17 protein-coding genes are annotated in these 18,928 nt (G+C 48.2%); 6 read left to right on the top strand and 11 right to left on the bottom strand.

The features are described 5' to 3' along the window. Positions 1 to 264 precede the first annotated feature (264 nt). Positions 265 to 1,065 (top strand): GTP pyrophosphokinase, encoded by an 801-nt coding sequence (locus tag G9G54_RS16405; RefSeq protein ID WP_061829985.1) that lies wholly within the window; start codon positions 265 to 267, stop codon positions 1,063 to 1,065. Between the two features lie 157 nt (positions 1,066 to 1,222). Here the strand turns inward: G9G54_RS16405 and thrS are convergent, their stop codons facing one another. Next, positions 1,223 to 3,136, bottom strand: coding sequence for a threonine--tRNA ligase (thrS, locus tag G9G54_RS16400; RefSeq protein ID WP_165178873.1), 1,914 nt, complete (start codon positions 3,134 to 3,136; stop codon positions 1,223 to 1,225). Positions 3,137 to 3,684: 548 nt separating this feature from the next. On the opposite strand from thrS, the gene G9G54_RS16395 reads away from it, so the two are divergent. Further along, entirely contained in the window at positions 3,685 to 4,248 is a 564-nt protein-coding gene (locus G9G54_RS16395) for a TetR/AcrR family transcriptional regulator (RefSeq protein WP_165178872.1), read from the top strand. Positions 4,249 to 4,260: 12 nt separating this feature from the next. Then, positions 4,261 to 4,662 carry a DUF3995 domain-containing protein gene (locus G9G54_RS16390; RefSeq protein ID WP_238808150.1) on the top strand — a complete coding sequence of 134 codons (402 nt, stop codon included), beginning with the start codon at positions 4,261 to 4,263 and terminating at the stop codon, positions 4,660 to 4,662. A 43-nt stretch (positions 4,663 to 4,705) separates the two neighbouring features. Here G9G54_RS16390 and G9G54_RS16385 read toward each other — a convergent pair whose 3' ends face one another. Continuing rightward, positions 4,706 to 5,929: an MFS transporter gene (locus G9G54_RS16385; protein WP_165178871.1), complete on the bottom strand. Its 1,224-nt coding sequence runs from the start codon at positions 5,927 to 5,929 to the stop codon at positions 4,706 to 4,708. A gap of 189 nt (positions 5,930 to 6,118) precedes the next feature. Here G9G54_RS16385 and G9G54_RS16380 point away from each other — a divergent pair, with 189 nt between their 5' ends. After that, positions 6,119 to 6,697 carry a TetR/AcrR family transcriptional regulator gene (locus tag G9G54_RS16380; protein WP_104497208.1) on the top strand — a complete coding sequence of 193 codons (579 nt, stop codon included), beginning with the start codon at positions 6,119 to 6,121 and terminating at the stop codon, positions 6,695 to 6,697. A gap of 98 nt (positions 6,698 to 6,795) precedes the next feature. On the opposite strand, the gene G9G54_RS16375 is transcribed toward G9G54_RS16380, so the two are convergent. Continuing rightward, positions 6,796 to 7,218: a MarR family winged helix-turn-helix transcriptional regulator gene (locus G9G54_RS16375; RefSeq protein ID WP_069290990.1), complete on the bottom strand. Its 423-nt coding sequence runs from the start codon at positions 7,216 to 7,218 to the stop codon at positions 6,796 to 6,798. 164 nt (positions 7,219 to 7,382) lie between these two features. Here G9G54_RS16375 and G9G54_RS16370 point away from each other — a divergent pair, with 164 nt between their 5' ends. Further along, positions 7,383 to 8,852: an MFS transporter gene (locus tag G9G54_RS16370; protein ID WP_165179027.1), complete on the top strand. Its 1,470-nt coding sequence runs from the start codon at positions 7,383 to 7,385 to the stop codon at positions 8,850 to 8,852. 135 nt (positions 8,853 to 8,987) lie between these two features. Beyond that, complete coding sequence (locus G9G54_RS16365; RefSeq protein ID WP_061829990.1) at positions 8,988 to 9,488, top strand: NAD(+) diphosphatase; 501 nt, start codon at positions 8,988 to 8,990, stop codon at positions 9,486 to 9,488. 164 nt (positions 9,489 to 9,652) lie between these two features. Here the strand turns inward: G9G54_RS16365 and G9G54_RS16360 are convergent, their stop codons facing one another. From G9G54_RS16360 to G9G54_RS16325, 8 genes are all read right to left on the bottom strand, one after another. After that, the gene (locus G9G54_RS16360; RefSeq protein WP_165178870.1) at positions 9,653 to 10,729 is read right to left on the bottom strand and encodes a Gfo/Idh/MocA family protein; all 1,077 of its coding nucleotides are present in this window, start codon (positions 10,727 to 10,729) and stop codon (positions 9,653 to 9,655) included. Positions 10,730 to 10,955: 226 nt separating this feature from the next. Next, positions 10,956 to 11,369 carry a DUF350 domain-containing protein gene (locus G9G54_RS16355; protein ID WP_165178869.1) on the bottom strand — a complete coding sequence of 138 codons (414 nt, stop codon included), beginning with the start codon at positions 11,367 to 11,369 and terminating at the stop codon, positions 10,956 to 10,958. A 93-nt stretch (positions 11,370 to 11,462) separates the two neighbouring features. Further along, entirely contained in the window at positions 11,463 to 12,896 is a 1,434-nt protein-coding gene (locus G9G54_RS16350) for a glutathionylspermidine synthase family protein (protein ID WP_165178868.1), read from the bottom strand. Between the two features lies 1 nt (position 12,897). Further along, a complete protein-coding gene (locus G9G54_RS16345; RefSeq protein ID WP_023986799.1) occupies positions 12,898 to 13,236 on the bottom strand; it encodes a hypothetical protein in 339 nt (112 codons plus the stop codon). Continuing rightward, positions 13,236 to 13,706: a hypothetical protein gene (locus tag G9G54_RS25745; protein WP_238808148.1), complete on the bottom strand. Its 471-nt coding sequence runs from the start codon at positions 13,704 to 13,706 to the stop codon at positions 13,236 to 13,238. Before G9G54_RS25745 ends, G9G54_RS16345 begins: the two co-directional genes overlap by 1 nt. 177 nt (positions 13,707 to 13,883) lie before the next feature. Further along, positions 13,884 to 14,789, bottom strand: a complete 906-nt coding sequence (locus G9G54_RS16335) for a M15 family metallopeptidase (protein WP_069079829.1) — start codon at positions 14,787 to 14,789, stop codon at positions 13,884 to 13,886. A 151-nt stretch (positions 14,790 to 14,940) separates the two neighbouring features. After that, entirely contained in the window at positions 14,941 to 15,666 is a 726-nt protein-coding gene (locus tag G9G54_RS16330) for a phosphoribosylglycinamide synthetase (RefSeq protein ID WP_165178867.1), read from the bottom strand. Between the two features lie 20 nt (positions 15,667 to 15,686). After that, positions 15,687 to 18,812, bottom strand: coding sequence for a DEAD/DEAH box helicase (locus tag G9G54_RS16325; protein ID WP_165178866.1), 3,126 nt, complete (start codon positions 18,810 to 18,812; stop codon positions 15,687 to 15,689). Positions 18,813 to 18,928 lie beyond the last annotated feature (116 nt).

Here is an 18,928-nt window from a genome sequence, read left to right as displayed (position 1 = left end):
TCTTTTCTGTAATTTATATTTTTAATCTAATGATGGATACTCTACATTTGTGTTTTTTTAAAGAATTAAATGCTCCAAATCAGCATTTTTGTAATTATACATCGGATTACTCGGTTTTACCACTATAATTCTTGTTGTATTTCTTTTTTTCTGTGACCGTCTCTCCTTTGCCTGTAGGTTTTGACATAGTGTACAATGTATACGATAATGCATTTTTACGAAAAAGATCGAGGACATCATAAGCCTCATTTAGGAGAATGCTCTGTGAATGAACCGGATTGGAAGCACCTGAATGCTGTCCCATTACCCTTGCAGGAATTTCAGCTACAGCTGGATCAAAACAGTGTCGACGCCAAGCAACTAGAGGAGTGGAGAAAGATTCCCGTCCTTTATCAGCTGGCTCTGGAGGAATTAAAGAATAAAATTAAGCTAATCCAGACGGAATGGAAGCTGTTAGACGGTTTTAGCCCGATTGAGCATATTAAAACCCGGATCAAAGAGCCCCACAGCATCGTGGAAAAGGTTCGGCGCAAAGGGCATGAAGTCACCTTGGACAATATATTGCGTGAAATTCATGATATCGCGGGAATGCGCGTGGTATGCGCTTTTGTGAAAGATATTTATCGTCTGATGGATCATCTTCACACACGGGAAGACATTCGTATTCTGGAGGTCAAGGACTATATAGCCCATCCTAAGCCCAACGGCTATCAGAGCCTGCATGTCATTGTGGAAATTCCGCTGATCCTGTTTGAAGGCACACGCTGGATCAAGGTTGAAATTCAATTGCGCACATTGGCTATGGATTTCTGGGCCAGTATGGAGCATATTTTGTACTATAAGTTCGATAAGAAAGTGCCTGAACATGTCGTTAATGGATTGACCGAAGCTGCACGTGCAACCTACGAGCTGGATCAGAAAATGCTGAAGTTGCGCGGCGAAATTTTATCGCTTAGCGAGGAACAGGATGCGGAAGAATCCCCGGCCAAACAATCCGAAGAGACGTCCTTGAAGACACTCTCCCTCCCAGCAGATCACGCCACTTCACGGCCACAAACCTGCTAAGTATTTGTGTATAAGATAATTCAAGAATTCAGTTGAGGCTGCAAAAACTATGGTTCAGTCTTACGCCGGATTCTTATGTATTGGGTACAAAAAAGAGCCATCAAAACCACGTTCATCATGGTTTTGATGGCTCTTTTACACATTTTCTGATCAAATATTACTGTTTCTCGCGAATTTCTGTGCTGATTTTCTCTACGATGTCCGCAATGCTGAGTGATCCCAGATCGCCTTCGCCGCGTTTACGAACCGCTACAGTACCGGTTGTTTTTTCATTTTCCCCGATAACGAACATATATGGAACCTTCTCCAATTGCGCCTCGCGGATTTTATAACCAAGCTTCTCATTGCGAGTATCCACTTCGACGCGCAGACCTGCTTTCAGCAACGCATCCTGTATCTCATTGGCAGTCTCGATATAGTTCTCGGATACTGGCAACAGCTTCGCATGAACAGGAGCCAACCACAATGGGAATGCACCTGTAAAATGCTCAGTCAGGATGCCCATGAAGCGGTCAATCGAACCATAGATGGCACGGTGAATAACGACTGGACGGTGCTTCTGGTTGTCCTCGCCCACATAAGTCAGGTCGAATTTTTCAGGCATTTGGAAGTCCAATTGGATCGTTCCGCACTGCCAGCTGCGTTTGAGCGCATCGAGAATGTGGAAGTCAATTTTCGGACCGTAGAATGCTCCATCTCCCGCATTAATACGGTAGTTGATGCCCAGGTGATCCAGCACGTTTTGCAGAGCTTGTTCCGCTTGATCCCACAGTGCTGGCTCGCCCATAAAGTCATCTGGACGTGTGGACAATTCCACTGTGAAGTCAAAGCCAAACACACTATACATTTCGTTAATCAGCTTAATTACGTCTGTAATTTCTTGTTCAATCTGACCTGGTGTGACGAAAATATGCGCATCATCCTGACAGAATGTACGAACACGCATCATACCGTTCAACGCGCCGGACAGCTCATGGCGATGCACTTGTCCAAATTCGGCTATACGAATTGGCAGATCGCGGTAAGAGTGAAGCTCATTTTTAAACACAAGCATATGCCCTGGGCAGTTCATCGGTTTCAGAGCAAATGTAGTTTCATCCACTTCGGAGAAGTACATGTTTTCCTTGTAATGCTCATAGTGTCCCGATTGTTCCCACAGACGGTTGTTCATCATCAGTGGCGTACGTACTTCCTCATAGCCATGCAGACGTTGAATGTCACGGGAGTAATCTTCCAATGCAGTGCGGACAACCATACCTTTAGGCAGATAGAACGGCATGCCTGGTGCTTCTTCGGAGAACATGAACAGTTCCAGCTCTTTACCCAGCTTGCGATGGTCGCGTTTTTTCGCTTCCTCCAGCAAATGCAGGTGCTCATCCAGTTGTGCTTTTTTCGGGAATGCTGTTCCGTAGATACGTTGCAGCATCTTGTTGTTGGAATCGCCTCTCCAGTATGCGCCCGCTACACTCAACAGTTTAAAAGCTTTGATGCGGCCAGTTGATGGCAAATGCGGGCCACGACACAGGTCAAAAAATTCGCCTTGATCATAGATTGTAATTTCCGCATCTTCCGGCAAATCACGAATCAGTTCCAGCTTCAGTGGATCTTCCAGCTCTCCAAAAATACGAGTGGCTTCCTCACGGCTGACTACACGACGTGTAATCGGCAGATTTTCCTGTGCGATCTTCGTCATTTCCTTCTCGATCTTGGCCAAGTCGTCAACAGACAATGGATTTTCGATATCAATGTCATAGTAGAAGCCGCTGTCGATGACCGGACCGATACCCAGTTTCACGTTTTTCTCACCGTAAATGCGTTTGAGCGCCTGAGCGAGCAAATGCGCTGTACTGTGGCGATAAATTTCCAGACCGTCTGCACCGTCCAGCGTAATGATTTCAAGGTCAACGTTCTGATCCAAAACGGTGTTCAGATCTACAGCCTTCCCGTTCACTTTACCTGCTACGGCGTTCTTTTTCAGCCCGGAGCTGATCGAACCCGCCACGTCGGCGATCGTTACGCCCTGCTCGTACTCGCGTACGGCTCCATCTGGCAATTTCACTTGAATACTCACGATTAAAGCCTCCATTTCAAATTGTGTTCTATATCAAAATTGAACGCAAAAAAACGCCTCTCTCCCTCAAGGGACGAGTGCGTTCAGCTCGTGGTTCCACCCTAGTTCGGCCCGCTCCTGTGCGTACATTTATGTTCATCGGAACATGCTCATGCACGACATGCGTGACCCTCCATTGGTATCCGTTAACGGGGATAAAGCGGTGGGCGCTTACTGATGTTACTGCCAGATTGCACAGCTACATGTTCAACGTCACGGCTACAAAGGGGTAACTTCACATGCGGTTGCCGGAAAAGCTCTCAGCCTCGTCTTTTCTCTCTGAACGGCCCTTCAAGGAAATCATGTCTTTGGTCAATGCCTTGAATATCACTATATGCTACAGCATTATAGATCAAATTTGCAGGTATTTCAAGTGGGCGTTTATGTAATTTCATGCCTCCTATGCATCAGCTGGCTAAGGGAGCTCATGTGCCCATATTTACACAGCTCTAAAAACACTATAATATACACTTATCTAGACGATATCGTACAGAAAGGAAGAAGGAGAGATGCCTAAAATTATTGTCACAGAAGAACAATGGATTCAGAAAGGAATCGAACGTTTTGAACAGGGTGGAATTGATCAACTTGTTGTTGAGAAAATGGCCGTTTCTCTAGGGTGCAGTAAGAGCAGTTTTTATTGGTATTTTAACAATCGCAGCAGCTACATTAGACAGATTGTGGAGACATGGAAGGAACAGACGACACAACAGATTATTGCAGCGTCCATCATCCATGCTGCCGCAGATGAGCGGATCAGAGAGTTGTTAACCCAGATGTTCGGGAAAACGAGACGAGGAGATTTTCTGTTTTATCTGCGAAAACTGTCATTGAAGGATGATAGTTACCGTTCCCTGCTCAATGAAGTTGAACAGATGAGAATGGAGTTTATGAAAGAGCTTCTAATACAGAAGGGAATGCAGCCAGAGAAAGCCTTTCAGAGATCATGGATGTTGTACCATTACTACTTAGGCTGGTATGAGCGTCACAAGCAAGAGACATTAAGTGACGAAGCCATTCAACAGCATATTCACATGATTTGGACAAAGTGGATTTCGAATGAATTCAATTAAGGAGGATGCCACATGTTGGAGTTACTTACATGGGCAGTTGGCGGAATTCTATGGGTACTGAGCGGCATGCATCTATATTGGGTATTTGGCGGACAAAAAGGTGCAAAGGCAGCGATCCCAAGCACAGGAACGGCTTTGCTCTTTGAGCCCTCCAAGATAGGGACATCAATTGTAGCTATTCTACTAGCTTTAGCCGCTTGGTTCGTCCTAGAACTAGGTGGAGTTACACAATTCCTGATTTTCAGTACCTTTCATTCCTACGGTGCAGGCTTGTTGTCGTGCGTATTTATTTTACGTTCTATAGGAGATTTCAAATGGGTAGGGTTTTTCAAGAGAAAAAAAGGAACTGTTTTGCAAAGTGGGACACTGTGCTCTACTCGCCCCTTTGTTTTCTCTTGGGAACAGCCATTTTAATCATTATGTTTTTGCGTACGGCATAGCTTAAAGCTGACCTCTATCAGGTGGTTTGTTTCTTTCGCACGTCTCCACTCGTTTCTTTCTCAGTGAAAAAGTACAGCAAAGCCAGCACAGGCAGGACGACTCCAATCAGAGAACTAAAATTCCAACCTCCTAACGCATACGACCAACCGCCTAATGATGATCCAATCGCTCCGCCTATGAAAAAAATAGACATGAATAATCCGTTCAGACGCCCCCTCGCCTCACTTCCCAAGGAGTAAATCACACGCTGTCCAAGTACAAGGTTTCCCGATACAGCCATATCCAGTGTAATCGCTGAAATAAAGAGAAGTACGAGCGCAACCGTCGAATGACTTTGAAAAAGATAGATGAGCAAAAAAGACAAGGCTGCAATGATCATAGCTAACCCGGTTAAACCTTTGCTCCAACCTTTATCAGCCAATCTCCCGGCAATCGGAGCAGCTACTGCACCGCCTACGCCTACTAAAGCAAACAATGCAATCCCTTGTTGAGACATTCCGAAATCATCCGCCAAACGTAGAGGAACAACAGTCCAAAATAGGCTGAAGGCACCAAATAGGCAGGCTTGATACAGGGCACGGCGGCGCAGTGCAGGCGTTTGTTTTAAAAGAGTGGCTAGCGAGAAAATTAATTTACTGTAAGATACCGTAGGCACAGGCTTGCGCTCTGGAAGAGCTCGGGAGAGCAGAATCGTCAACAGCGTCAAGACAATGGCTGACAAAATAAATACGGCTTGCCATCCCCAGATGCTGGTGATAAAGCTTGCTACTGGCCGTGCGAACATAATGCCTAGTAAGAGTCCACTCATGACATTCCCAACAACGCGGCCGCGCTGCTCTTCGGATGCTAAATAGGTGGCGTACGGCACCAGTATTTGGGCTACCACAGATCCAATTCCAATGAATAAGGATGCGGTCAGGAACAACGGGGCATTGGTGGCAAAAGCGGCAACAACCAAGGCACAGACTGTAATGATTAACGATATGACCATGAGCCGTCGATTTTCAATAATGTCGCTGAGCGGTACGATAAATAGCAATCCCACCACATAACCGATTTGAGTCAAGGTGACAATGAAGCCCGCTGCTGTAGAAGAAAGACCCATAGCAACGTGAATAGGTCCTACAAGGGTTTGAGCATAGTACAGGTTGGCAACAATAAGGCCGCATGCGGCCGCCAACAAAAACATCATCCAATTTGAGATACGGTTACTTTCTAAGGCTTGTTGTTCTCTTTGCATGATAATCCTCCTCATTAATTTAAATACTAAACGTATAGTTCATTAATTCGATAATCAAATAATATACTGAACGTTTCGTTTTGTAAATAGGCAAAATCAACTTTTTTTATTTCACATGATATTTGATATACTGAACGTATAGTTTATTTTACGCGTTTACTTATATCTGTTAAGAAGGTGAGCATTCCAGTGCAGAGCAAAAGAGGACGTCCACGTAATGTCGAGACGCAAAAATCTATCCTTAACGCTTCCTATGATCTACTGTTGGAGCAAGGCTTTGGGGCGGTGACGGTAGAAAAAATCGCTGAGCGAGCGAAAGTTAGCAAAGCCACCATTTATAAATGGTGGCCCAACAAAGCTGCAGTAGTAATGGATGGCTTCCTGTCAGCCACCATAGCAAGATTGCCCGTGCCCGACACGGGTTGTGTATTAGATGACATTCTCATTCATGCCACGAATTTAATGCGGTTCTTAATAAGCCGAGAGGGTAAAATCATTACGGAGTTAATAGGCGAAGGGCAACTTGATTCAGGATTGTCAGAGGCATACCGGACCCGATATTTCCACCCTCGGCGACTTGAGGCCAGGCTTCTTATTGAGCGCGGAATAGAGCGCGGAGAATTGAAGGAAAATCTCGATATTGAATTATGTATTGATCTCATTTATGGGCCGGTTTTTTATCGATTGCTGGTAACCGGTTATCCATTAGACGATTCCTATGTGCGACAATTAGTCACGAATGCGTTCAAAGGAATTGGCTTGGACTGAATGACGTGGTATCAAGCAGCCCTCACAGAGTATCCTCTGTGAGGGCTGCTTTTTCTTTTACCTGCCACGATCCTCTGGCTAACTCCTTATTTATTTGTTTATTCGTCAGGGTCTATACTAATCTTTTGCAGTAAGTCGATAAGAAGATCCTCTTCCTCTTCGGATAGTTTATGGACAAGGCTGACATTGAGCTCATCCAATATTCCTTGTAAGACAGGGGCAAACTCTAACGCCTTGGCCGTGGGAGATACAAGATAGGAACGGCGGTCATTTGGGTCCGTTTTCCGTTCAATATAGCCTGATTCCTCCAATTGTTTTACAGAGCGTGCCGTGGTTGCCTTGTCAAATTTAAGTTCATTCGTCAACTGCTCTTGTGTAATGCCTGGCCGCTGCAAAATGAGCTTTAAAAAGCTGTGTTGTCCTCCACTGCCGATTCCGTAAGGGGCCAGTTTTTTGGACAGTATTTTTTGATTTCGACGGTACAAGTGGGAAATTAGCTTTCCAATCGGTTTTTTTCTCATCAAATACACCTCATTGGCTTGAAAATGACAAATCCCCAGTTGGGACCAAAGCAAAGTTTACAACAATATTGTTGCGCACGCAACTAATTTGCTGTACACTAGAACCGTTCATTTAGTTGCGCGTGCAACTAAATAGAAATTGTTAACGATAACGAGGTGTAATGATGAGTTCAACTGCTACAGCTGCTACAACCTATCAAGAGAATATCGAAGTCCAGAAGAAACGTTGGCTAATTTTAATTGTTTTGAATCTGTTTACATTTATGTCCACATTGGATGGAAGCATCGTCAATATCGCTCTTCCTGTGTTGTCTCGCACGCTACATTTACCCGTGGCACAGATTGAATGGGTGACAACCGCCTATTTAATGGCGATATGTACCGCTATCTTATTTTTTGGCAAGCTTGGAGATATCGTCGGTAAAATCAAAATATTCAAAATCGGCACAATCGTATTCATTCTTGGCTCCCTAATGTGCGGTCTTAGCTCTTCGCTCTCTATGCTGCTGATTTCCCGCATTATTCAAGCATTTGGAGCGTCCATGACCATGGCGAACAGCCAGGGGATCGTGACAGATATCTTCCCGTCCAATGAACGGGGCAAAGCACTTGGCCTCATTGGAACCTTCGTTTCTCTGGGCAGTATCGCCGGGCCAAGCTTGGGCGGTATTATTGTCTCGTCGCTGGGCTGGCAGTACATTTTCTGGGTCAATGTACCGGTAGGGCTGGTCGCTGTCTTTCTTGGCTGGAAGCTTCTGCCGAAGGATTTGATCAAGGTGAAAGATAAAATTGACGTTCCCGGTAGCTTGGTATTTGCTATTTTTATTCTCACTTTGTTCGTCGGATTGTTGCTGGGACAGCAGGTCGGGTATGGCGACAAACGCATCGTTGCTTCGCTGGTGGTGGCTGTAGTTGCTTTTGCCATGTTCATTAGGTTGGAACTTCGTCGTCCTGGGCCGCTCTTACAGCTCGCGCTATTCAAAAATCCGTTATTTTCGCTCAGTATTTTGTGTGCTTTTCTGGTGTTCGTCGCTAACTTTTGCTTTAACATCATTTCGCCCTTTTATGCGCAGAATATGCTGAACTTGTCGCCTTTTCATGCCGGGTTCCTGCTGATGCTGCTCCCCATCTCGATGGTTATTGTGGCCCCTCTCAGCGGTGCGCTTTCCGATAAAATCGGATCTGAACTGCTTACATTCGCCGGGCTGGTCGTTATGGTTATTGCCCAAATTGGATTGGCCCAATTGCATGCAGGCAGCTCTATCCCGCTCGTGGGTCTGTGGATTGCCATGTTGGGCATTGGCAGTGGTTTATTTCAATCGCCGAACAACTCGCTGATTATGTCTACAGTACCCCGCACACAGCTCGGCTCAGCCGGGAGTGTCAATTCGCTGGTTCGCAACGTCGGTATGGTTGTGGGGATTACTTTGGCCACATCGATCCTCTTTTATATTATGAGTAAAGAGGCTGGTTATCGGGTCACCGGCTTGGTCTCGGGTCATCCAGAAATTTTTCTGTCAGGCATGCATGTAGTCTTTATGACGTCCGCGTCCATCTGTCTTGTGGCGGCATTGTTAACAGGCTGGCGGCTGATCGGGGCTAGACGGGCAAGAACGCAGCAAGAAAAGGGATAAAGACCAAGAGAAGAAATAAAGCGTCCGTAGACAGAACAATGATCGTAGAATTAAGATGATGAGTATTGCAGTACAAACACGGCATTAAAAGCAACATTTACAATTTTAAAAATGGGATACAAGGGTGGAGCTTACATGAAATATTGCTATGAATGCGGAACAAAACTGATGGTGAAGGAGTGTGAAGGCGAAGGCCCTATCCCCTTTTGTCATACATGCCAGGTCTTTCGTTTCCCGATATTCAGCACTGCGATCAGTACCGCTGTATTGAATAGTCAGAGAGATAAGGTGCTGCTCATACAGCAGTACAATATTCAAGGCTTCATTTTATTGGCAGGTTATGTGAACAAGGGTGAATCCGCCGAGCAGACATTGGTGCGTGAAGTTAAGGAAGAAGTAGGATTACAAGTCGATGAGTATCAATATATGCGCAGCGAGTATTTTGAACGAAGCAATACACTGATGCTGAATTTTGTATCCATTGTGAATGACGATCAGTTGGATGTTCTTAGTACGGAGGTAGATCAAGCACGTTGGTTTACACTGGAGGAAGCCAAGCAAGCTATTTTGAAAAACAGCTTAGCTGAATCCTTCTTGCTGACCATTATTGAAAAGATTGAGGCAGGATTGATTTGAAGTGATATAAGCGTGGCGATGCGAAAATGATGAAAAAGATGTCTTTACAGATATTGAATTGCTAAACCGCAAGATGGCTGCTCTTTCCAAGGAACCCTCTTGCGGGTCACAGCATGTTTGTACTTTTTGTCATTGCTGGAATTTCAGCGACTCCCCTCACATCCCTACATTTCTACTAAACGTCCATTTTCTTTCCAGGATTGCAGTATTTTTTCAAGTACCCACTGGTTTTTGTAGCCGTCCTCGAATAAGGGAGCACGATCGACAGACTTTCCCCTTGCCAGCTCAACAAAATCTTCATAGGCCGTGTGATTATAGATTGCAGGGACAGCCCAAGTCTCGTATTCGGCACCCGGGTGTTCCAGGTCACGCAGCACAATGCGGATACTTTCCGGGTTATTGAGGCTGGCGTGCAGCGTACCAAGTTCTCCATAGATATCGACTTCGATATCGTGCCGTATGCCGATGGCATTTTTATGAGTGATAAAGGTTCCCACGGTATTGTCGCCTACGATGCCATGAAAGGCAGCGAGATCTTCCACATCCACTTTTACAGGCAGACCCGTGATCGGATCGAACCGCTCGGGTGTAATGGTATGTAGCAGCGCTGCGACACTTTTAAATTCACCCACCAGAAAACGGGCCAGATCAATGATATGTGATGCTGTATCCCCCACTACTCCAGAACCAGCCTTGGCTAAATTGTGACGCCATGTATACGGATGCTGACGATACGGCGCAAATGCATCCATTAGATAACGAAATTGAATGTTATAGATTTTGCCCAGCTTGTGCTCATCCAGCAGTTGCTTGGTATATTGGAAGGCCGCGCCGTAACGATGCTTATAGTGAACCAGCAAAGGCACCGGATTCGCTGTATATAGCTTTTTCAACTGATCCGTTTCCTCCCATGTGAGAGTCAATGGTTTTTCTGCCAGTACAGCTTTGTGTTCTTCCAGCGCAATACGAATAATGTCAAAATGCACATCATTGGGTGTCAGCGACAGAATCGCATCTACCTCTGGGTCACGGATTAATGCTTCATAATGGGCGTACCGCTTGGAAGCAGGCAGTTGCAATTGTTCTCCGATGGCTTGAAGGCGATTGGGATTCACATCACTAACAGCCACAATAGATACCCCCGAGATGGTGTGCAGTGATCTTATGTGATATTCAGCGATAAGACCCAGGCCAATGATACCCATCCGAATTTGTTTGGTTGGGGAGATGGAGGTACTCATATGTTCAGAATTCCCTTCTCTTCTATTTGGTTTGAACTCTGTAGCAAATTCCTTTTGCTATGCAGTATCACCCGTTGCTTTATAGAATAGTCCCCACAGGAAGTGATCGTTGCAACCTTCAATTCAACATTCTGATGCCGGGCAGTGAATACAATGTTCCACAAAAAAAGGATCTGCAGCTCCGTTGTCCGGTATTGCAGATCCTTGTATTCCTTCTCTATGTCGACTACATCAAAAATGTACCTACGACAAAAGACACCCCGACGATGATCGAGCGCAGCAGCTGTGCCAGAGCCACATTGCCTTTGGCAATTTCCTCGCACACCTTGGTACGCGGCGTCACCAGATCAAAAATCACATAGACCAGACACAGCACTACAATGCCCACAGCCGACCAGGTCAGCATTTCGAGCCATGAATGACTGCTGTACGACACCATCCCCACGATGATACACAGACCTAGCAGCTTTGCACCCATATAGATGCCTGCCGCCTCATTGCCGCGTGCGATTTCTTGATTATCGTTATAACGTGTCAGCAAGCTGAACACAAAATAACCTACGATTAAGATGGCAAACAGGATAAGCAGGCCGATACCTACATTGCCCAATGCGTTGCCCAAACTGATATAAGAGTCCAATTTTCTTCCTCCTTATGATACTTCAGGATTTTGCCAAATCCTCACTTGTAAATGAACAGATACGTTCGAATATTGTACATTTTTTAATTCAGCTTATATAACGTGCGGATTAGGAGGTGCGGTGGCAACGGCGGCGGCGCAATAGTAGGCCATATCACCTGTTACCTTTTCACCGATTCGCGGCAGGACACCCGCAAAACGCCCCCCAATCACGAATATACCTGTTAACACATAGCCATGAAATAATCCTTCGTCGGTCTGTACCTCTGCGCTCTGCATCGGCCACAGCCGCTGATAAATCTTAGGCTGTCCCTCGTAATAAGCAGCAATATGTGCAGCTTCCTCCTGCTCAGGCGTTCGTGGAGCGTCAGCTTGGTGAAGCAGATCAGGGTTATCAATCTCCGCAGGTTCAACCTCTCCCAAGGCGCCTTTCAGCATCTCCTCGGATTGAGGATGTTCAATCAAGTGCGTCCCTTTACCCTCCCGTCCCCATATACCTTTGGCCACATAAGGCTCTTTATTTTGCATAAACACCGAGGGCTCAAAATACGTAGGCAGCAGGTAGGTTCGTATCACCTCCAGCTCGCGATCGTCAAACAAACGAAAGCCACAGAACTCTGGTGTTTGCTCATTGCGCTCATACAGTGACCACACGGTTGCGGTGAACCCTTTGCTCTGGGTAATGATATGCTGTGGCGGGTTGATTAATCCTATTTTCCCGTCTGCCACCATATCCATTAGCGCCTGCCCCACCTCAAGCCCCGTATTCTCCTCCCGGTCATCAATTAGATATTCCAGCGGATACAAGCGATAAAGAATGTGGATCTGCTCTCCCCGGTGATACAATCCTTCATTCGGGATAATCTCCAGTTCTTCCAAAGGAGCATAAACGACTTCGAATCCGGCTTGTTCACATAAATGCATAATATATTTGGTGTTCGTCTGATCCTCGATGTGCCAGTCATAGCAAGTGAAATACACCTTTGTTCCTAATCCCTTAAGGCTATAAAAATGAATGAACTCCGTCAAGGCAGACTGAATCGCCTCGTCCATTCCAGTTGAGGGTCCATATAGTGCATTGTCATCCTCCGACATTCCATCCCTACTCAGCACCTCCAGCAGCTTTCCTTCGAGATAAGCCACCTCGGGAATCCCGGTTGGGGTATCGGTGTTATTCTCAATGCACTTGATACCCGTTTCCCCCACAATCCAGTCCTGGCGGGTTATCCCATCCGGCTCGGCCTCCATACGTGCAGCACGCAGCAAGCCCGGATGAATCCCCAACCGTTCCACCAGGTATTCATCAGGCAAATAGCGCTGAACGAATTGCTGAACCTTGCGATAAATACGATGTACCGCCTCAGAAGCAACCTGAAGCTCTGCCAGCTCGCTTTCCCGATATACCGTTAAGGCCGGCACGCAATAGGATTTGCCATACATGCGGTGATACGGGATGATACGGCTGATTTCACCCTTAAAAAGCTCATCATGTTCATAAGGCAATTGCCGAATCGTACGCATGCTCATCTTAACCCCCAGAGAAAAAGCCGCTGCGTGAGCCGCTGCTGCCAAAACCGCTGTGTGAGCTGGAAGATGAGGATGAGCTTTTGCGGTATGAGCTGGAAGATGAACGACTGCTATGGTATGAGGAGCCTCCACTATAATAAGTCGATCCGCCATAGTAATACCCGCTGCTGCCTGAATCCCGACACGCCGTTTGTTCCGATACAGGAAGCTCATCGCAGTCATAATACTCGTCGTCACCGCACCCCGTCAGAGCAGCTGGGACAGCCAACATCAGGGCAAAAGCCGCCATCCGTGTACGAGAGCCGGGCTTGGATTTCATCTTTTCCCAAGAATGCTCCATCACAGATCGACCTCCTTCACAAACAGATGTACCTTTTTCAGCTGAGGGTCCAATACCGAATATATAAATTCATATGTTTTGCCACCCAGTACTGTATAGTGATCTAATAGCCGTTGGGCCAACTCCAAAGTAAATACCGAACCTTCCCGCTGATCCATACTACGGAATGCAGGTTCATGCCATATCCAGTACATTGCACTGTATGTGGAAGTGTAACCTCCCTCACTGGCAAGCACGAGGTCTGTGATGGACGCACCGTAAGGCTTTGCACGTTCCCCTGTAAATTCAGTCACATAGACGGAATGATCCGTATGTTCCTCACTTTCATTCGAGATATGCGACCATAGTTTGTCATGGAGACGCGTAGCGTCTACAAGCTTGCGTAGAAACAGCTCATCTCCCGATACGGATTCCCGTGTCAGGCTGCGCAGTTCCTTTTGAGTGTCTTCCGACCATTCGCGATACGTCAATGAATAATAAATGATGATTCCCTTCCCTTCCTGTACGCTTCTGTCATGAGGTTTGCAACAAATCAAAGCGCTTATGTCGTCGTTCACTATACGAGATTCTACCTTGAAAAGGTTCAATTTGGAAGAAAAACACGACAAAAAGCCGCAATCCCTAGGATTACGGCTTGGTTTTCACTGCTACAGCTTGATATTGTTCTCGTCGAAATATTCCTCCAGCGTCATCCCCTGCTTGGCTACATCCTCCGCAATGTCTATTCCCACATAACGGATATGCCAAGGCTCGTACACATAGCCGGTTACATCTTCCTTACCCTTCATATAACGAATAATAAATCCGTATTCCGGTGCATGTTTTTCCAGCCATTCGCCTTCCTTGGAAGCTCCGAAGGATTGCTCCAGCACATTACCTACGCTTGGGCTGGATACATCAATGGACAATCCTGTCTGATGCTCACTCGTACCCGGTACAGCGCTAACTTTAGAGGCATATTCCTGCCCCTTTGTCTTTACATTGTTGTTGAAAATAGATACCTGACGCTTATAGGAACGGTATCCCGATACCGCACGCAGCTCAATGCCGTCTTTTTCCGCACCGTCGAACAGCTTCTCCAGTGCCTCTGCCGCTTCCTTACGCAAATGCCGCTTTTCATGCGGTCCCTCGAAGGAAAATGGCACCTGCGGCTCCACCAGGTCATCGGGGACATAGCCTACAGGCAAGCTGCGCTTTTTGTTCACAACGACTGTATCAGAAGTCGCATTAGTGACGATCGCGGTTCCATCCTCTTGCTTAACCGTGGCTTGCAGCGCACTCTGGCTCCGCAACGCCATCACAGGGTCGGCTTGTCCACTTTCTGTACCTGCAGAGGCTTGTCCAGCGCTAGTGCTGCCATTGCCCGTATCCGGCTGGGCGGAAGGCTGTACATTCTCCTGTACCGCTGTAGATGACTTCAACGGCTCGCTTTCCTGTCCACCTGATCCCCCCTGCTGGCAGGCTGCCAGTAATAGCCCTGGCAGGATCAGCCCTGGAATGAGTGCTTTGGTCCAGCGCTTAGATGCTCGCGTCTGTTGTATATGTCGTTTCATGCTGGTATCTCCTCCAATATTGCAATTGATGCATGACTTGCCGTCACTTTTCCGTTTCCCCATTGTAACTGAACTTTTGGCACTCTTCGAAGCCATTATCCCGTTCGATGAAGGCGAATAGACTCGAAAAAGGAAGTATATACCCGAATTGTTACGGAGTATGACGTTTTTGCGGGATTGCAGCTCGGGCCCGCTCGGCTACCCGTTCACGTATGAGTTTCAATGCCTCTTCCGCACGGGGTAAACCCGGCAGCAAAGCCGTAATATCCGCTTCCTTCTTAGGAGCAAGCTTCTGCGGCAGACGAATCTCAATCGCATGAAAGCCCGCACCGGGACGATGCAATGCTCCTTCTGCCGCAGACTCTGCAATCCATTCGCTAATCGCTGCCGATCCGCTGCGTCCGCCTTCCTGCCGTGAGGTAGACTCAAGCGCAGGGGATGTCCCCTGCACATGGGATAACTCTCCGGCCCAAGCACTAAATACGAACTCCAGCAGCTCTTCCCGCGTCATTCCGATTAGTTCCAGACAGGTCTGCGGCTCGCTTTCCAGACCGGCTTGAAGAGCTTTCTTCACCTCGTCGACTACACCCACGCCATCCTCCATGCTGGAAGTGGCTGTCTCAGCTGCTAGCTGAACGATCTCATCCAGCGATAGACAGGTTTTCCCTTGCAAAAAATGGTAGATATCCAAAGGATCTGCTTTTAGCTGCTCCAGCCATGCCTTCCGCTGTTCGGGGTTAAGTACAGGCGCTGGGCCAGTCCATTGGACAGCATGTGTGGAAGGTACACCCGTTGATTCGCCTTCCAACCCCAATCCGTCTAATTCCGCTATCCATTGACCGTCAGTTACTTTTAGCTTCACTCGCGGCCTCGTCATCGCCTTCATCCTTTCTCTGCTCACTCAATCCATACATCATTTTGCAGCGCAATCAGACCGCGCAATTCATCATCAGACATTTCGGTGAGCCAATGTTCACCGGAGCCGACAACCTGCTCGGAAAGTGCCTTTTTGCTCTCGATCAGCTCGTCGATCCGCTCCTCCAGTGTACCTTGGCAAATCAGCTTGTGCACTTGTACATTGCGGCTTTGACCAATACGGAATACGCGGTCCGTCGCCTGGTTTTCCACTGCAGGATTCCACCAGCGGTCATAGTGAATGACATGGCTGGCGCGTGTCAGGTTCAGGCCCACGCCACCTGCACGCAGGGAAAGTACGAATATATTCGGGCCTTCTCCCTGCTGGAAGTTGTGAACAATTTCATCTCGTCTGGTTTTCGCTAGTCCTCCATGCAGAAAATACGGCTCTTCCCCGAAGATTTTGGCCAAACGAGAGACCAGCAATTCTCCCATCGACACATATTGGGTGAATATCAGCGCCGATTCGCCGTTCTCGCGAATCGTCTCTACCAATTCCAGCAGTCGCTCCATTTTGCCCGAGTTTTCCGTTTTACCACTATCAGCCCGACCCGGAATGATCAGACCCGGATGGTCACAAATCTGCTTCAACTTGGTCAGTGAAGACAGAACAAGTCCTTTGCGAGCCATACCGATCTGCCCATCCAGTGTTCCCAATAATTGATCCACCACGCCCCGATACAATCCGGCCTGCTCTGGTGTCAGTACACAGTAGGATTTCAACTCCAGCTTCTCTGGCAAATCCTTGCGTATATCTGGGTCGCTTTTGAGTCGACGCAGCATGAACGGGGAGACGAGCCGATGAAGCTCGCGCAACGCGGACCCCCGCTCTTCTCCCGCCAAACTGTAACGCTGGCGGAACGAAGACGCCGTACCGAGGTAACCTGGATTCAGGAATTGAAAAATAGACCACAGCTCGCTCAGACGATTTTCTACCGGAGTACCTGTCATGGCAATCCGGTGTGGAGCAGACAGCTTCATGACGCTTTGTGCTTGCTTTGTTCGTGCATTTTTTATATATTGCGCCTCATCCAACACGATAGAGGACCAGTATACCGCAGATAAATCGCTGCCGTCCCGGCCCGCCAAATGATAGGTAGTGAGGACGATATCATACTCACGTACACTTTCCTGAAACAGCTCACCGTGGAGTCGCTGGTTGCCATGGTGAATATACAGCGACAAATCCGGTGAAAAGCGCTTCAGCTCGCGCTGCCAGTTGCCGAGCAAGGACGTCGGACAGATGATCAACGCCGGACGTTGATCATCTGCACCGATGCCACCGTCGAGCAGGCAGGTGATGACCTGAATCGTTTTACCAAGCCCCATGTCGTCCGCAAGGCAGACGCCAAAGCCCAATCCACGCATCGCAGCCAGCCATTGAAAGCCGCGCTCTTGATAGGGCCGTAATGCGCCGTGCAGTGTCTCCGGCACAGGCCGCGGCTCTACCGAACGGAGTACGCCGCCCTCAGCCAAAGACGCAAGCAATCCGGCGGATTCCGCGCCAAAGATGGACAAGCCTTTCCATGAGGCCTCGCCTGCACTTTCATTTTCTGCAGCCAGATGCATCCATTCGGACAAGCTCATCTCACCGTTTTCCCCGCGCTTGATAAAGCGCAGCACCTGACGGATTTCCTTGGGATCGACCTCGATCCATTCCCCTCCGAGACGTACATACGGCAAATTGGCCGCGACGATGCTTTCCAGTTCCTCCATCGTCAAAGTCGTATCACCCAGCACAGCCTCGGCATCAAACGAGATCATGCGGTTAATGCCGACAGACGATGTATCGGCAATCACACCATCTGGCTTGGCACCCTGCTCTGTCGAACGCATTTTGAGCCGCAAGCCTGCACGTCTTCGGCCCTCCCGGCTCCAGCGTGAAGGCATTTGCACGGTGATACCGTTCTTTTGTAATGCAGGAACGGCTTCCGTCAGGAAGCGGAAGAACAACTCTGGCTCCAGTGTCAGCCCCTCGGGATAAGGACGATTCAACGCTTCTTGCAATATAGGTGCTGCTTCAGCCGCCTGTCCGAGCCTCATTAGCAGTTGCACCTGCACTTGACGATATACAATTCCGCCTCGAACCAGATCACGCTCAGGATGAGCCCACAGTGCCAGAACAGGCAGTCGCAACCCCGGCTCAGCATCGCTTTCTGCCCAAAAGGTAATGCGCCAATCCTTGACACTCTCTTCCAGGGAAGGCTCCAAACGAAGGCACAACCGCAGTTGCCCTTCTATCGGCTCCTTGTCTTCCCGTTCCGTGACAGGCATTGCGCTTCCCTCAACAGAGGACGCTTGAAGCACCAGCTCCTCCATCTCCGCGGGCGTTCCCTGAATCGCCACCGGGCGGGAACCTGTCAGCAGACTGTTCCACCACAGCTCCGCCAGCGGTGATCCTCCGCGCCGATACTCTGCGCGATATCGACCCAGCTCACGGTCTGATGCTGCCAGCACCGCGGTCGTTTCCGCATGGATGACCGCACACAAGAAGGAGTACAGCACGATTCCGGCTGCATCCTCGCGTGTTTCAGGCTCCTTACCCGCAAAAACGGCCGGAGCTGCCATACAAACAGCTGGCATCGCAGCAGCCAGCTCATAAAAGCGGCGTATGTCCTCCTCTTGACACAGTCGAGGAATCCACACCCCGATAGCCGCTTCCGGACCACGACGGCGCGGTCCCGATGGACGCGCCTCTGTAAGCGATGGCGCAATTTCGCCCCGCTGCATCAGCTCTAGCGCGAAATAAGCAGCTTTTTGCCAATATTGCATTTCCTCGCCCAGCGTAATGCCCGATGCCGCACAGCCCTTCTCGTCCATGCGGGTCAACAGTGCCATCGTCTCGCGCGGTTCCAGCGCCAAACCCTCCAATGTACGCCCCAGCATGGAACGTCTTTTGCCACCTCTGCCCGCGGTTTCCACACGAGCAGTGTTCGGTATCCGTACCTCAGCAAGACGCAACGCAGCCTGCCGAAACGGCCGAAGGTCTCCCTTTAGCGTCAGCCTGCGGATTACACTGCTCCACGCATCGATACGTGGTTCCGACGTCTCACCAGAAAAGCAAAAAAACACATCTCCGAGCCATATTCCATAAAGCGGTTGATTCATATCTGTCTCCCGTCCAGCCTTTTGAATTATTACTCTTCATCATATACGAAAACGGGCTCTTTTCAAAACTTTATCACAAAAATAAATGGAAAGTCATAAGTTAATAACCTTAAATA

Origin of the sequence: Paenibacillus sp. EKM212P (assembly GCF_011066115.1) — a bacterium.
Taxonomy (GTDB): Bacteria; Bacillota; Bacilli; order Paenibacillales; family Paenibacillaceae; genus Paenibacillus; species Paenibacillus polymyxa_B.
Note: the sequence above shows the minus strand (reverse complement) of the source record. Positions and strands in the feature narration are given on the sequence as shown.

Excerpts from the sequence above, each read along its gene's own strand:
- G9G54_RS16395 (WP_165178872.1), top strand. The coding sequence starts at position 3,685 with ATGCCTAAAATTATTGTCACAGAAGAACAATGGATTCAGAAAGGAATC.
- G9G54_RS16390 (WP_238808150.1), top strand. The coding sequence starts at position 4,261 with ATGTTGGAGTTACTTACATGGGCAGTTGGCGGAATTCTATGGGTACTG.
- G9G54_RS16385 (WP_165178871.1), bottom strand. The coding sequence starts at position 5,929 with ATGCAAAGAGAACAACAAGCCTTAGAAAGTAACCGTATCTCAAATTGG.
- G9G54_RS16375 (WP_069290990.1), bottom strand. The coding sequence starts at position 7,218 with ATGAGAAAAAAACCGATTGGAAAGCTAATTTCCCACTTGTACCGTCGA.
- G9G54_RS16370 (WP_165179027.1), top strand. The coding sequence starts at position 7,383 with ATGAGTTCAACTGCTACAGCTGCTACAACCTATCAAGAGAATATCGAA.
- G9G54_RS16365 (WP_061829990.1), top strand. The coding sequence starts at position 8,988 with ATGAAATATTGCTATGAATGCGGAACAAAACTGATGGTGAAGGAGTGT.
- G9G54_RS16360 (WP_165178870.1), bottom strand. The coding sequence starts at position 10,729 with ATGAGTACCTCCATCTCCCCAACCAAACAAATTCGGATGGGTATCATT.
- G9G54_RS16350 (WP_165178868.1), bottom strand. The coding sequence starts at position 12,896 with ATGAGCATGCGTACGATTCGGCAATTGCCTTATGAACATGATGAGCTT.
- G9G54_RS16345 (WP_023986799.1), bottom strand. The coding sequence starts at position 13,236 with ATGGAGCATTCTTGGGAAAAGATGAAATCCAAGCCCGGCTCTCGTACA.
- G9G54_RS16335 (WP_069079829.1), bottom strand. The coding sequence starts at position 14,789 with ATGAAACGACATATACAACAGACGCGAGCATCTAAGCGCTGGACCAAA.
- G9G54_RS16330 (WP_165178867.1), bottom strand. The coding sequence starts at position 15,666 with ATGACGAGGCCGCGAGTGAAGCTAAAAGTAACTGACGGTCAATGGATA.
- G9G54_RS16325 (WP_165178866.1), bottom strand. The coding sequence starts at position 18,812 with ATGAATCAACCGCTTTATGGAATATGGCTCGGAGATGTGTTTTTTTGC.